Source organism: Kribbella sp. NPDC058245 (assembly GCF_042882005.1).
Classification (GTDB): Bacteria; Actinomycetota; Actinomycetes; order Propionibacteriales; family Kribbellaceae; genus Kribbella.
The window spans coordinates 146,118-159,115 of record NZ_JBHVWY010000009.1 but is presented as its reverse complement, the minus strand read 5'-3'; the positions used below and the strand labels follow the sequence as shown (position 1 = coordinate 159,115).

Below are 12,998 nucleotides of genomic sequence, written 5' to 3'. Positions count from 1 at the left end.
CCTCGGTGCGGCGCTGGTGCACCTGCCCGGGCGGTGGCCGGATCCCTAGCCTCGGAAGCAGCGTCCGGTTGGAGAGCCGGGCGGTGACGAGGGGTGGTGCGGGCGGTGGCACGTGGAAATCTGGCGAAGGCCTACCTGGAGATCCACGAGGCGAAACCGGTCAAGGGCGCCGGTGCGGCGCTGGGGGCGTCCCAGGGCACGATCGCGTTCCAGTTCAACCCCAACGAGCTCACCGTCAAGAAGAGCGCCCAGTGGAAGAGCGAGCCGGCCCGTGGATCGAAGAAGGCCGCGCCGCCGGAGTTCCAGGGGCCGGATCCCGGCAAGCTGACCGTGGAGATGTTCTTCGACGCCACCGACACCATGAACGACTCGGTGGTGAAAGCGGTGAAAGCGCTCTTCGAGTGCTGCGCCCCGACCGACAACAGCCTGGGCAAGAACAAGCCGGTCCCGCCGCTGGTGGTCTTCCACTGGGGCGCGCTCGACTTCTTCCCCAGTTTCATCACCTCGGTCACTGCGAAGTACACGCTCTTCACCCCCGAGGGAACGCCGGTCCGGGCGACCTGCACGGTCGATCTGCAGGAGATGCCGACGATCACGCCCAAGCAGAACCCGACCTCGGGCAGCCTGACCGCACGCCGTACCCATGTGTTGCTGGAGGGCGAGACCCTGGCCGCCGTCGCGTACGCCGAGTACGGCGACCCGGCGATGTGGCGGCCGCTGGCCGCGGCGAACGAGATCGACGACCCGCACCGGGTCGCCCCCGGCAGCACGTTGCTGCTGCCGTCCCCGGACGAACTGCTGGCGGGCTGAGATGGCCAACGCCAACATCACCAGCACGCTCGGGATCAGCGTCGCCGGGAGAGCGCTCCCCGATGATCTCCTGGCGCTCGTCGCCGGGGTCTGGGTGGACGACAACCTGCACCTGCCGGACATGTTCACGCTGCGCTTCCGCGACCCGGACCGGCTGGTGCTGGCCAAGTCGCACCTCGCGATGGGCGTAGAGATCAAGCTGTCCGTGCACGCGCTGCAGGAGAGCGCTCCCTGTGATCTCCTGACCGCCGAGGTGACCGCGCTCGAGGTCGAGGTGGACAGCACCGGGACGTTCACGGTCGTGCGCGGGTACGACGCCGCGCACCGGATGCTGCGCGGGACCCGGAGCATGACCTACCAGCAGTCGACGATCAGCGACATCGTCAAGAAGGTTGCTCAGCGCAATAACATTCGGACGGCCAAGATCGACGCGACCAGCACCGTGCACGACCTGGTCAGCCAGGCGAACCAGACCGACTGGGACTTCCTGCGCGCGCTCGCCGACAACGTCGGCTACCACCTCGCGATCGAGAACAAGACGCTCACGTTCACCAAGCCGGTCGACGCGTCGACGGCCCCGAGCGGTACCGACGGCACGCAGCCGCAGATGCTTGAACTCGGCGCGGATCTGCTCCGGTTGCGTACCGCGGTGACCGCGGCCGGGCAGGTGCCCTCGGTGGAGGTTCGGGGCTGGGACGACGTCAGCCAGAGAGCGGTTTCTGCGACCGCGCCGGTGCAGACGAAGACCGCGCAGATCGGTGCGAAGCCCGCGGAGCTGGCCAGTTCGTTCGGCGCGCAGCCGTGGGTGGTCACGCATGTCCCGCACCGCACGCAGGCGACCGCTGAGGCGGCTGCCAAGGCTCTGGCCGAGCGTGTGGCCGGGACCTTCGCGGAGCTGGAAGGTGTTTGCCGCGGCAACCCCAACCTGCACGCCGGATCAGCCGTTGCCCTCAGCAACCTTGGTGCGCCGTTCGACGGCAAGTACACGCTCTCCCGGGTCCGGCACGTCTTCGACAACGACAGCGGGTACACCACGCACATCGCGGTCACCGGGCAGCAGGACCGCTCGATGCTCGGCCTGAGCGGCGGGTCCGGTTCGGAGCGGCAGAGCATCGTCACCGGGGTCGTCACCGACATCAAGGATCCCGACAAGCTCGGCCGGGTGAAGATCCGGCTGCCGTGGATGCACGACGACTTCGCCACCACCTGGTCGCGGGTTCTCCAGGCCGGCGCCGGCAGCAACCGCGGGTCGATGATCATCCCCGAGGTGAACGACGAGGTCCTGGTCGCGCTCGACCACGGCTCCATCGACGCGCCGTACGTGCTCGGTGGACTTTACAGCGCCAAGAACCTCCCGTACGCCGGTCAGTCGGAGAGCGTGGACTCGGGCGCGGGCCAGGTGAGCCGGCGCGCGGTGGTCAGCCGGACCGGGCATTCGCTCGAACTGCTGGAGGCCGCGGCGCAGAACGGCATCTGGCTGCAGACCGGCGACGGCAAGCTGAAGGTCTCGATGGACGCCGGCAAGGGTCCGGTGATCACCGTGCACAGTGATGGCCGGGTCGTGGTGGAGGCCAAGGACAGCGTCGACATCACGGCCGAGAACGGCAGCGTCAAGATCACCGGCGGAGACAAGATAGCGCTCTCCGCACGGGCCGGGATCACGCTCGACGGCGGGACCGGCGATGTGAACGTCAAGGGCGTCAAGGTCGCCCTGCAGGGGACCGCGGAGGCGACTCTGTCGGCAGCCAAGGTCGCGGTCAGCGGCCAGGCCGCGACCGAGGTCACCGGTGGCGCGGCCCTCACGCTCCAGGCCGCACTCGTGAAAATCAACTGAGGGGACTGCCATGCCAGGACCAGCGGCGCGGGTGGGGGACCCGACCGGACACGGCGGTGCGCTCGGACCACCGGGTGTGCCGACGGTACTGATCGGCGGGATGCCGGCCGCGACGGTCGGGACCCCGCACATCTGCGCGATCCCGCTGCATCCGCCGTCGGCGGTGATCCCGCCGGGTTCGATGACGGTGCTGATCGGCGGCCTGCCCGCCGCCCGGCTCGGGGACATGACCGCCTGCGGTGCGCCCATCGCGATGGGCGCACCCACTGTGCTGATCGGAGGATGAGGTGAGTTCGGAGTTCGTCGGCGCCGGCTGGGCGTTCCCGTTGCGTACGGACGCCACCGGGCGGGTCGCGCTGGTCCGGGCCGACCGGGAGATCGAGGAGAGCATCCGGCTCATCCTCGGGACGTCGCCGGGTGAGCGGCCGATGCGGCCGGAGTTCGGCTGCGGGATCCAGGACCACATCTTCGCGCCGGCGAACGCGACCACGGCAGGCAAGATCGTCGCCGACGTCCGGATCGCGCTGGACCGCTGGGAGCCGCGGATCGACCTGCTCGACGTGCGGGTGCACTTCGACCAGGTCGACGAGGGAGCGCTCTATATCGATCTTCACTACACGATCCGGGGCAGCAACAGCCCGCGGAACCTGGTCTTCCCGTTCTACCTGATCCCCGAACACATCGAGCTCGACGCCGGAGCCTCCCAATGACACTGACCGCGCCGAATCTCGACGACCGCCGGTTCCAGCAGTTGGTGGACGACGCCAAGCGGATGATCCAGCAGCGCTGCCCGGAGTGGACCGACCACAACGTGTCCGACCCCGGTGTCACGTTGGTGGAGGCGTTCGCCACGATGGTCGATCAGCTGATGTACCGGCTGAACCGCGTACCGGAGCGCAACTACCTGCGCTTCCTCGACCTGATCGGTGTCAAGCTGTTCGCGCCGGCCGCGGCCCGCGCCGACGTGACGTTCTGGCTGTCCGCGGCCCAGCCCGAGACGATCACCGTCCGGGCCGGGACCGAGGTCGCCACGTTGCGCACCGAGCACGACGAGGCGGTCGGTTTCAGTACCGTCGAGGACCTGCCGATCGTCGCCACCGCACTGCAAACCGTTGCCACTGGCAACGTTGGTGGCGGGGCGATGGACCGGACCGTCGAGCTGCAGGACAAGATCGGGTTCGAGTGTTTCCCTGAGCCGCCGGCGCCGGGGAGCGCTCTCTACGTGGGTCTCACCGAGGCCGCGCCGTCCAACGCGGTGCTGCTCCGGATCGACTGCGAGGTCGAAGGTATCGGTGTCGATCCGCTGGATCCGCCGCTGCGCTGGGAAGCCTGGAACGGCGAGGACTGGGTGCCCTGCGAGGTCGACCGCGATGGTACCGGCGGCCTCAACCGGGCCGGCGACATCGTCCTGCACATTCCCCGCGACCACGTGCCCTCGGTGGTCGCGCAGCAGCGCGCCGGCTGGCTGCGCTGCGTCCTGACCGAGCCGGATGTCGACCAGCCCTTCTACAGCGAGTCCCCGAAGGTTCGCTCGATCGAGGCTTCGACGATCGGCGGTACGGCGATCGCGGAGCACGCCGAGGCAGTCCTGTTCGAGGAGATCGGTCGCAGCGACGGCAGCGCCGGTCAGCGGTTCCTCCTCGAGCGTCGCCCGATAGCGCTCTCTGCGGATCCCGAAGTTCTCCGGGTCGGCACCGATGACGGCTGGCACGACTGGACCCTCGTCGACAGCTTCGCCGCCTCCACGGCCGAGGATCACCACTTCGCCCTCGATCGACAGACCGGCCAGGTGTTGTTCGGCCCGGCGGTTCGGCAGCCCGATGGCGCGTTGACGTCGTACGGGGCGGTGCCGCCGAAGGGCGCCGTACTGCGGCTCGACCGGTACCGGATCGGTGGTGGCGGCGCGGGAAACGTGGCAGCACACGCTCTCCGCGTTCTGAAGAGTTCGCTCCCGTTCGTGTCCGAGGTCGACAACCGCAGGCCCGCGATCGGCGGCGTCGACGGCGAGCAGGTGTCCGATGCGATGCAGCGCGGACCGCTCTCCCTCCGTACAGCGTCGCGCGCGGTGACGGCCGAGGACTACGAGCTGCTCGCGCGTGAGGCGACGCCCGAGCTCGGCCGCGTGCACTGCGTGCCCGGTGACGAGAGTGACCCCAATGTCGTTCGCCTGCTGGTGATTCCGCGCCTAGCCGGCGACCCACAGGCCCAGACGGACTTCGGTGCGCTCCGGCCTTCCGATGAGGTGCTGCAGCGACTGGCCGATCACCTGGAGCCGCGCCGGATGCTTGGCGCCCGCCTGCTGATCGAACCGCCGTACTACCGCGCGGTGACGGTCGTCGCGCGGCTGACAGCCGCAGCGGATGCGTCGTCGGAGCGAGTACGCCCGGAAGCGCTCGCTGCTGTCTACCGCCTGCTGCACCCGCAGGTCGGTGGTCCGCGCGAAGACGGCTGGCCGCTCGGCCGCGCCGTACAGACCGGTGACATTCATGCGGCACTGCAGCGGGTGCGCGGTGTCGAGTCGGTGGAGGACGTGCGGCTGTACCTGGCGGACCCGGTCCTCGGGACGCGCAGTGAGACTCCGGTCGAGCGGATCGACCTGGCCCGGACGGAGCTGGTGTTCTCGTTCGAGCACCAGATCCTGGTGCGGAGGTAGCGCCGATGCGTGGTCTGGTCGACGGTCTGCACAATCCCCATCCACTGCTCGCGATCCTGCCCGGCATCTACGGTGAGGACGATCTGGCGGCGCGACTGACCACAGTCTTCGATGACGCGCTGGCGCCGATCGTGTCCACGCTGGACAACTTCCCGGCGTACCTGGATCCCGCACTGGCACCAGAGGACTTCGTTGAGGTGCTGGGGTCCTGGGTGGCGGCGTTCACTGATCCACGCATCCCTGCTGACCGGCAGCGGTTGCTGGTCGCGGCCGCGGTCGAGCTGCATCGCTCCCGCGGCGCAGCAGCCGCACTGCGCGAGACGCTGCGGCTGGCCTGTGGGATCGATGCCGACGTCACAGAGTCCGGCGGTACGGCGTGGTCCGCGCAAGCGCAGTCCACCCCACCGGGCTCAGATCTGCCGCGACTCGTCGTACGGGTGCCGGCACAAGCAGATGAGGCGGTAGTCCGCCGCATCGTCGAAGCGCTACGGCCGGCGAACCTGCCGGCCCGGATCGAGGTCGTGGAGGCCAGCGATGATCCTGTGCAGTGACTGTGGTGAGCAGAACGAGGACGGTACGGTCTTCTGCGCGCGGTGCGGCGTCTTCCTCGAGTGGGAAGGCGAGAAGGTCGAGGCACCGGGTGCGGCAACCACGCAGGTCGTGGTGCAACCGCAGGAGGCGCCCCAACCTCCAGAGGAGGTACCAGTAGCAGCGGCCGCGGTGGCGCAAGAGACTGCGGCACCGGCTGCGGAGAGCGCTCCACCGCAGCGGCCTGTTCCGCTGCCGGCACCGGAGCAGACTGCTCGGCAGCCAGAGGTGCAGCAGCAGCCTGCGCGGCAGCCGGGGTCGCGGCAACCGCAGACGGTCAAGCGGAAGATGCCCCGCCGGTCCAAGTCGCCGGTGATCATTCCGACCGGATCCCGGATCTGCGGTGGCTGTGGGATGCCCAACGAGAGCACCCGGCGGTTCTGCGCCAAGTGCGGCTTCAGCCTGGTCGACGCGAAGGTGATGCGGAAGACCGCCTGGTGGCGCCGCCTGCTCGGCCGTGAACGCATCTACGCCGCCGGCACGCGCTTCCGGCCGGGCAACGCCCGACGGCGGTTCCGTGGCGCGACGCGGGTTGGCGTCGTACTGGCGTTGCTGGCCGGAGGTGGCATCCTGGCGTTTCCCCAGCGTCCGCTGGTGATGAAGGGCGTCCATGCCGTGCAGGACATGGTGAGCAAGCCGCAGCCGGTGCACCTGACGAACATCAAGGGCAGTGGGGCCGTCGGCAAGCAAGTCCCGGCGCTGGCCTTCGACGGCGCGAACAACACCTACTGGGGAGCGCCCCGGGTCGGCAAGGACGCGAAGGCCGGTCCCTACCTGACCGGGACGTTCCAGCAGCCGGTCCGGCTCACCAACATCGGAGTCTGGGCCGGCGTCTCCGACCAGACCCCGAAGTTCGTCGCGGGGCCGCGGCCGGCCGAGCTGGAGATCACCGTGTTCACCGGTGGCAAGCCGGTGATCAAGCGGCTGCGCCTTGCGGACAGCTCGAAGTACCAGAAGTTCACGCTGAAGGTCTCCGACGCCCGCGGCGTCCAGATCGCCGTCGTCCGCAGCACCAACCCGAGCCGCGCGACGCTGACCGCGATCGCCGAGATCGACCTCTTCGGCAAGCCCTGAGAACACCAGCCCTGAGAACACCAGCCCTGAGAACACCAGCCCTGAGAACACCAGTACAGCAAGAAGCCCGGGACCTCGTGGGGGAGGTCCCGGGCTTCTCTTGTGGGGAGGGAGAGGTTCAGCTGGTGGCAGCGGGCTTGGCGGGCGGCGGTACGTCGACCAGGTTGCCGCCGACCATGATCGCGTTCTGGCAGATGGTTGCCCCCGGCGCCGGAGCGGTGCAGTCCAGGTGGACGACGACCTTCTGGCCGGGCTGCAGAACCGCCAGCGGCGCGATGTAGCGGTAGTCCTGGATGTTGCGGAAGTACTGCGGCTGGACGCCGCCCAGCGACTCCTTGTCCCGGCGCAGGTCGAGGAAGCCGGTGCTGCCCTGGGACTCGAAGTTCACGTCGGTGATCCGGAGCATCTTGCCCGCAGGGACTGTGTAGGTTGACTGATCGGACCCGCCCGGCTTCGCACTCAGCGGCCAGCGCTGCGCGAACGGCGTACCGACGGCTGCGGCGGCCTGAGCGGCGATCTGCTTGTCCCGCTCGGTCTGGGCCTGGTTCTGGGTGTTCTGGCCCTTCTGGGTGTTGTTGGACTGCTGCTGCGCGACCTGGGCCGTCTCCTGCGCCTTGACCGCCGTGTCCTTCGCTGCGGCAGTGTCCTTCTTGATGGCGGCCAGCGGCTTCTCCACCGCGTGCTGGGCGGCGGACTCCACCGACGGACGCAGTACGGCGAACCAGAGGCCGGTCAGCAGCGCAGCGGCGGCCAGTACGCCGGCGATCGCTTTGCCGGTCCACGACGGCAGGATCGGGTCCTGGACCATCATGCCGTCGACCTTGGTGATGGTGGCGCCGGGCTGACCGCCCCGCGCGACCTGTGTGACGACGATGCTGAATTGCCGCGTCTTCGGCGTACCGCGCCAGATGCGATCCAGCGGCCGCGCCTTCACCTTGGCGAACGCAGCTGCACCGGGCTGGACCTCAATGGTGCTGGGGGAGAAGCGGAACTCGACCACAGCGTCCGGGTCCTTGCCGGACAGCTCCACCGTCACCGGCTGATTGCCCCGGTTGTCGATGGACACCGTGTGCCGGCCGACGCGCGAGCCATGCGACGTACGCGGTGTGAGCTCCGCCGTCAGGTCGCTGAACGGCTGCACATGAACCATGGCCTCCGGTACCGCCGTGTCGGCCGGATGCTCCTTCGGCTCGACCAGTACGCCGAACGGCACGTCACCAGCCTGTACGACGGCCTCCTGGGGGACCGTGATCGTCACCGTGGCACTGCCCTCGGCGTCCGGGTACAGCGACAGCACGGCCGGTTCGATCACCGCGTACGCGGCCAGATCCCCGACCGGCGTCAGCGTGTAGGCCTCGACCACCGAGCCCCGGTTCGCCACCGTGACCCGGCACTGAGCCGCGACACCTGGCACCACGACGAGTTCCGCAACATCCAACCGCGCTGAAGTAGACACGCATCAAGGATCGAGTCAGACGCGTTCCAGCACAGCGAGCCGCCGTACAGCCGATCGGGCAGCCCGAATAGCCCTAGTAGCCCTAGTAGCCCACCGTGAACCGCCGGCCACGGTGCTGTGCCCGCTCTGCCTCGTCGACGAGCGCCATGGCGAAGTCCTCCATCGAGAGGGACGACGTGCCGTCCGCGGCGACCACCAGCTCGTCAGTACCCAGTCGATAGTTGCCTGTGCGGATGCCTGGTTCAAGGAGTGCCGGGGGACTGACATAGGTCCAGTCCACGTCAGTGGCGGTGCGCACCAGGTCCAGTTGCTCGTTGCAGGCCTCAGCGATCGGCCTGAGCTCCGCAGGGAAGTCAGGCTGCTCAGCCAGCGTCCGGCCGGTCCCGGGGACGGTCAGACTTGCTGCACCGCCGACCAGGATCAGACGGACGCGGCTGAAGCGGAGTCCGTTCAGGAGACCTTTCGCGGCGAGTGTCAGCTCGGCTTCCTGGCCGGCATGCGGTCTGGTCGCACTGATCACCACGTCGTGCCCTTGGGACAGCTCTGCCACGTCGGCAGCGTCAGAAGCATCACCCTGCACCGTGCCTGCCCTGCTGACGGCAGTGACGTGGTGGCCGCGGTTGAGGGCTTCTTGGGAGACACGGCTGCCGACCGCGCCGGTGGCGCCGAAGACGAGGATGCGCATGCTCAGCACCTTCCAGCAGTAGCAGGAATGAGAGCCGGAGTCGCCGTCTGAGGCTTGGGCGAGCGCCTGCGGAGCTGGGCGGTGACTAGGGCGACCAGGACGATCAGGCCGCCGATCAGCTGGGCAGTGGAGAGACGCTGGTCGAGTACTAGCCAGCCGAGGAGGGTGGCGACCACTGGGCTGAGTAGACCGAGGAAGGTGACGTCGGTGGGGCCTAGCGCGCGCAGACCGCGGAACCAGAGGGCGTAGGCGAGTGCGGAGCCGATGATGGTCAGGTACGCGTAGCCGCCGACGTTGGCCAGCGTCAGGTGAGCCGGGGGCGCGCCTTCGACCAGGTAGGCGACTGGGAGCAGCACCAGGCCACCGGCCACGAGCTGCCAGCCGGTGGTGGCCAGTAGGGGAGCAGGGGAGGCCCAGCGCTTACTCAGTACGACGCCGGCCGCCATCACGACCGCACCCCCGAGAGCGGCGAGAACACCCCACATGTCGAGCCGCGCGTCGGCCCGCAGTACCAGCAGGCTCACCCCGAACACACCGGCGACCGCAGCCAGCACCTTGCGGGTCGACAGCCGCTCCTTGAGCAGACCGGTCGACAGCATCATCACCACGAGCGGCTGAATCGCGCCGACCGTGGCAGCGACCCCACCCGGCAACCGGTAGGCGCCGACGAAGAGCAGGGCGAAGAACGCGCCGATGTTCAGCGTGCCCAGCACGAGCGAGCGCCACCACCAGTGGCCGTGCGGCAGTTTCCGGGTGATCGCGATCAGCAGCAGACCGGCCGGCAGGGCGCGGATCACGGCGGCGAGCAGCGGGCGGTGGGGCGGAAGCAGTTCCGTCGTGACGAGGTACGTCGTTCCCCAGAGCATCGGCGTGATCGCCGTGACGAGGAGGAGAGCCAGTCGATTGTTTAGCACTAAGATAAAGTACCTCAGCGCTAAGATACTTTTCAATACCTCAGCGCTAAGCAATCTGGACTACTGTGAAGCCATGCCCGATCACGTCGACCAGATCCTCGAGCAGTGGGCCGAGCAGCGTCCGGACGTGGACGCCTCGCCGATGGCTGTGATCGGCCGGCTCAAGCGCCTGGCGCAGCTCACCGACAACGAGCTCCGCCGCAACTACGCACGGCACGACCTGGACTCGGCCTCCTTCGACGTACTGGCCACGCTGCGGCGGAGCAACTCCGAGCACACCCTCACTCCGGCCGGGCTGATGCGGTCGTCGATGGTGACCTCGGGGGCCATCACGCAGCGGCTGGACCGGTTGGAGGCGCGCGGTCTGGTCAGCCGCAAGCCCAGTGATACCGACGGGCGTGGTGTGCAGGTCACACTGACCGCTGAGGGGCTCCGGCTCATCGACGCCGTCCTACCGACCCACCTCGAGACCGAAGAGCGCCTGCTCGCCGCACTGTCCAAGAGCGAGCGTGTGCGGCTCGCGGACACCCTGCGGGCACTGCTCGAGTCCCTCGGCGACAAAACGGACTGACCATGCCAGCGCGCGGAGACGACCCAGCCCGGGCTGTCTCGCTGCGCGCTCGGCTCACTCGCCGGCTGGTCGCCGAAGGAACCATCCGGAGCGAGCGAGTGGCTGCCGCGTTCCAAGCCGTCCCGCGGCACCTGTTCGTCCCGCGGGTACCACTCCGGGTCGCGTACGCCGATGACGTGGTGCCGATGAAGCGCGACGCGGACGGCATGGTCATCAGCTCGGTGTCACAGCCGAGCATCGTCGCGGTCATGCTGGAACAGGCGGCGATCCGGCCGGACGATCACGTGCTGGAGATCGGCTCCGGTGGCTACAACGCCGCCCTTCTGCGGGAGCTGGCCGGACGAGTCACCACGGTCGACATCGACCCGGACGTGGTCGGACGAGCCCATGCAGGACTCAGAAGGGCCGGGTACGACGATGTCCGCGTCGTACAGGCAGATGGTGAGTTCGGTGTGCCCGACGACGCGCCGTACGACCGCATCGTGGTGACGGTGAGCGCCTGGGACGTTCCGACGGCCTGGGTCGACCAGCTCACGCCAGGCGGCCGCATCGTCGTACCGCTGCGGTTGGGGGAGCAGACGCGGTCTGTCGCGTTCGAAGAGGTCGCCGGGCACCTGGAGAGCTTGTCTGCGGTCAGATGCGGCTTCGTGAACATGCAGGGCGTCGGGGCGCACCCGGAGGACGACGTACCGGACCTAAGAGCTTGGGAGACAGCTGAGCTGTCGGTGCAGGCGCATCGGCCTGGTGCCGAGCTGCCGCCGGGGGTTCATCTGGTCCGGCGGCACCACACCTTTACTGTGCGCCGGTTGGCCGCGGCGGGTTCCTGACGGTCTCCCACAGCTCGTCGATGTCGGAGCGGTCGTCGGGCTCGGGAGTGTCCACCCAGCCGCTGGCCCAGGTGTCCTCGTCCCGGTCGACGGCGAACATCGACTCCGCGATCGCGGCCGAACCGACGTACCTGGTCTCGTCCTCGACCACCTCGGCGGCGGGAGCCTGCTTTGCCGCGGCGGCCGGGGCGACGAGGTTGCGCGCGTACTTCTGGGCTTCGAGCAGACCGAGGTCCAGCTCGTCCGACAGCACCCGGACGGCGGTGACCTCGTTACCGCTCTTCATCAGTTCGCGCACCCGGGCGTCCAGGTTCGGCTTCGGCTGCGGTCCGCGCTGCTGGTAGTTGTGCTGCGGGATTGTCGGCTGCCAGGTGGCGGGCGGCTGGTAAGGACCAGGCTGGTACGGCGCCGGCTGGTACTGCTGCGGTAGCGCCGGCTGACCCGGGGTCATCCGCTCACCGGGGTGTGCGTGCTGGCGGCCTGCCTGCATCAGCGCCTGCAGTGCGGCGCCGGCCTGCTGACTGCCCGCGAGCTGTCCCTGCGGGCCGGTCGGCTGCGTGAACTGGCCCTGGAACTGCAGCGGCTGGTTGCCGCCCTGCTGGGCCTGGATGCGCTCGATGAGCTTCTGCACCCGCGGCGAGGGCTGCCCCTTCGAGGTGCTCTGCTTCTTCACCGCGCCGATGATCGAGACGACGACGAAGATGATGACGAAGATCGCGAATTCCATGCCCGGCCTCCCAGCGGTCCTGCCCGTGAGGCCAGCGTAGGCGCTGCGAGTGGCGCGAGTCGGAGGAACAGGCCTCCGACCGCTACAATCCGGTGTTAGAGCGCGTCAGAGAACCCAGCGCCTACTGCGCGGCACTCGGCACGGCACCTCGCCGCACTGGTGCAAAGGGCAAGATGCTCCACATCTAACCCTTCGCCCCAGCACGCCGATCCACCGCACCGAGCACCTGCTCGCTACGGCGCTGAGTCCTCTGACGCACTCTTACCGCTGATCGATTTCGAAGGGTATACCCGCGTGGCTTCGACGAACGACCTCAAGAACGGCATGGTGCTCAACCTGGATGGGCAGCTGTGGTCTGTCGTCTGGTTCCAGCACCACAAGCCCGGTAAGGGCGGTGCGGTCATGCGCACCAAGCTCAAGAACGTGCTGAGCGGCAAGGTCGTCGACAAGACCTTCAACGCCGACGTCAAGGTCGACGTGGCCAACGTCGACAAGCGCGACATGACGTACCTGTACAACGACGGCGGCTCCTACGTCTTCATGGACAGCTCCACCTACGAGCAGGTGAGCATCACCCCCGAGGTCGTCGGCGACGCCTCGCACTTCCTGCTGGAGAACCAGGACGCCATCGTGGCCGTCCACGAGGAGCTCCCGCTGTACGTCGAGCTCCCGGCCTCGGTCGAGCTGCTGGTGGAGTACACCGAGCCCGGCCTGCAGGGCGACCGCTCGACCGGTGGCACCAAGCCGGCCAAGCTCGAGACCGGGTTCACGATCCAGGTCCCGCTGTTCCTGACCACCGGCGAAAAGGTCAAGGTGGACACCCGGACCGGGGACTACCTCGGCCGCGTCACGTCCTGAT

Annotated in this window: 14 protein-coding genes; 10 read left to right on the top strand and 4 right to left on the bottom strand. The window is 68.5% G+C overall.

Going from position 1 to position 12,998, the window contains the following annotated elements; all coding sequences use genetic code 11:
* The first annotated feature begins 105 nt into the window (after nucleotides 1-105).
* From ACFVWG_RS22135 to ACFVWG_RS22105, 7 genes are read left to right on the top strand one after another with little or no spacing between them, the layout of a single operon-like run.
* The gene (locus ACFVWG_RS22135; protein WP_391545241.1) at nucleotides 106-810 is read left to right on the top strand and encodes a peptidase M23; all 705 of its coding nucleotides are present in this window, start codon (nucleotides 106-108) and stop codon (nucleotides 808-810) included.
* A 1-nt stretch (nucleotide 811) separates the two neighbouring features.
* Nucleotides 812-2,644, top strand: a complete 1,833-nt coding sequence (locus tag ACFVWG_RS22130) for a VgrG-related protein (RefSeq protein WP_391545240.1) — start codon at nucleotides 812-814, stop codon at nucleotides 2,642-2,644.
* A gap of 10 nt (nucleotides 2,645-2,654) precedes the next feature.
* Nucleotides 2,655-2,930, top strand: a complete 276-nt coding sequence (locus tag ACFVWG_RS22125; RefSeq protein ID WP_391545239.1) for a PAAR domain-containing protein — start codon at nucleotides 2,655-2,657, stop codon at nucleotides 2,928-2,930.
* 1 nt (nucleotide 2,931) lies between these two features.
* Nucleotides 2,932-3,354 (top strand): GPW/gp25 family protein, encoded by a 423-nt coding sequence (locus tag ACFVWG_RS22120; protein ID WP_391545238.1) that lies wholly within the window; start codon nucleotides 2,932-2,934, stop codon nucleotides 3,352-3,354.
* The gene (locus tag ACFVWG_RS22115; RefSeq protein WP_391545237.1) at nucleotides 3,351-5,297 is read left to right on the top strand and encodes a putative baseplate assembly protein; all 1,947 of its coding nucleotides are present in this window, start codon (nucleotides 3,351-3,353) and stop codon (nucleotides 5,295-5,297) included. The genes ACFVWG_RS22120 and ACFVWG_RS22115 overlap by 4 nt, the downstream gene beginning before the upstream one ends.
* 5 nt (nucleotides 5,298-5,302) lie before the next feature.
* Nucleotides 5,303-5,848: a phage tail protein gene (locus ACFVWG_RS22110; RefSeq protein WP_391545236.1), complete on the top strand. Its 546-nt coding sequence runs from the start codon at nucleotides 5,303-5,305 to the stop codon at nucleotides 5,846-5,848.
* Nucleotides 5,832-6,959: a zinc ribbon domain-containing protein gene (locus ACFVWG_RS22105; RefSeq protein ID WP_391545235.1), complete on the top strand. Its 1,128-nt coding sequence runs from the start codon at nucleotides 5,832-5,834 to the stop codon at nucleotides 6,957-6,959. The genes ACFVWG_RS22110 and ACFVWG_RS22105 overlap by 17 nt, the downstream gene beginning before the upstream one ends.
* A 118-nt stretch (nucleotides 6,960-7,077) precedes the next feature.
* Here the strand turns inward: ACFVWG_RS22105 and ACFVWG_RS22100 are convergent, their stop codons facing one another.
* The 3 genes from ACFVWG_RS22100 to ACFVWG_RS22090 form a co-directional block, all read right to left on the bottom strand.
* Nucleotides 7,078-8,415 carry a hypothetical protein gene (locus ACFVWG_RS22100; protein WP_391545234.1) on the bottom strand — a complete coding sequence of 446 codons (1,338 nt, stop codon included), beginning with the start codon at nucleotides 8,413-8,415 and terminating at the stop codon, nucleotides 7,078-7,080.
* A gap of 82 nt (nucleotides 8,416-8,497) precedes the next feature.
* Nucleotides 8,498-9,100 carry an NAD(P)-dependent oxidoreductase gene (locus tag ACFVWG_RS22095; RefSeq protein ID WP_391545233.1) on the bottom strand — a complete coding sequence of 201 codons (603 nt, stop codon included), beginning with the start codon at nucleotides 9,098-9,100 and terminating at the stop codon, nucleotides 8,498-8,500.
* Between the two features lie 2 nt (nucleotides 9,101-9,102).
* On the bottom strand, nucleotides 9,103-10,014 hold the full coding sequence (locus ACFVWG_RS22090) for an EamA family transporter (protein ID WP_391545232.1): 912 nt from the start codon (nucleotides 10,012-10,014) through the stop codon (nucleotides 9,103-9,105).
* A 73-nt stretch (nucleotides 10,015-10,087) separates the two neighbouring features.
* Here ACFVWG_RS22090 and ACFVWG_RS22085 point away from each other — a divergent pair, with 73 nt between their 5' ends.
* Both ACFVWG_RS22085 and ACFVWG_RS22080 read left to right on the top strand, forming a co-directional pair.
* A complete protein-coding gene (locus tag ACFVWG_RS22085; RefSeq protein ID WP_391545231.1) occupies nucleotides 10,088-10,585 on the top strand; it encodes a MarR family winged helix-turn-helix transcriptional regulator in 498 nt (165 codons plus the stop codon).
* Nucleotides 10,586-10,587: 2 nt separating this feature from the next.
* Nucleotides 10,588-11,412 (top strand): methyltransferase domain-containing protein, encoded by an 825-nt coding sequence (locus ACFVWG_RS22080; RefSeq protein WP_391545230.1) that lies wholly within the window; start codon nucleotides 10,588-10,590, stop codon nucleotides 11,410-11,412.
* Here the strand turns inward: ACFVWG_RS22080 and ACFVWG_RS22075 are convergent.
* Complete coding sequence (locus ACFVWG_RS22075) at nucleotides 11,378-12,139, bottom strand: hypothetical protein (protein ID WP_391545229.1); 762 nt, start codon at nucleotides 12,137-12,139, stop codon at nucleotides 11,378-11,380. The genes ACFVWG_RS22080 and ACFVWG_RS22075 overlap by 35 nt on opposite strands.
* A 294-nt stretch (nucleotides 12,140-12,433) precedes the next feature.
* On the opposite strand from ACFVWG_RS22075, the gene efp reads away from it, so the two are divergent.
* On the top strand, nucleotides 12,434-12,997 hold the full coding sequence (gene efp, locus ACFVWG_RS22070; protein ID WP_391545228.1) for an elongation factor P: 564 nt from the start codon (nucleotides 12,434-12,436) through the stop codon (nucleotides 12,995-12,997).
* The last annotated feature ends 1 nt before the right edge of the window (nucleotide 12,998 follow it).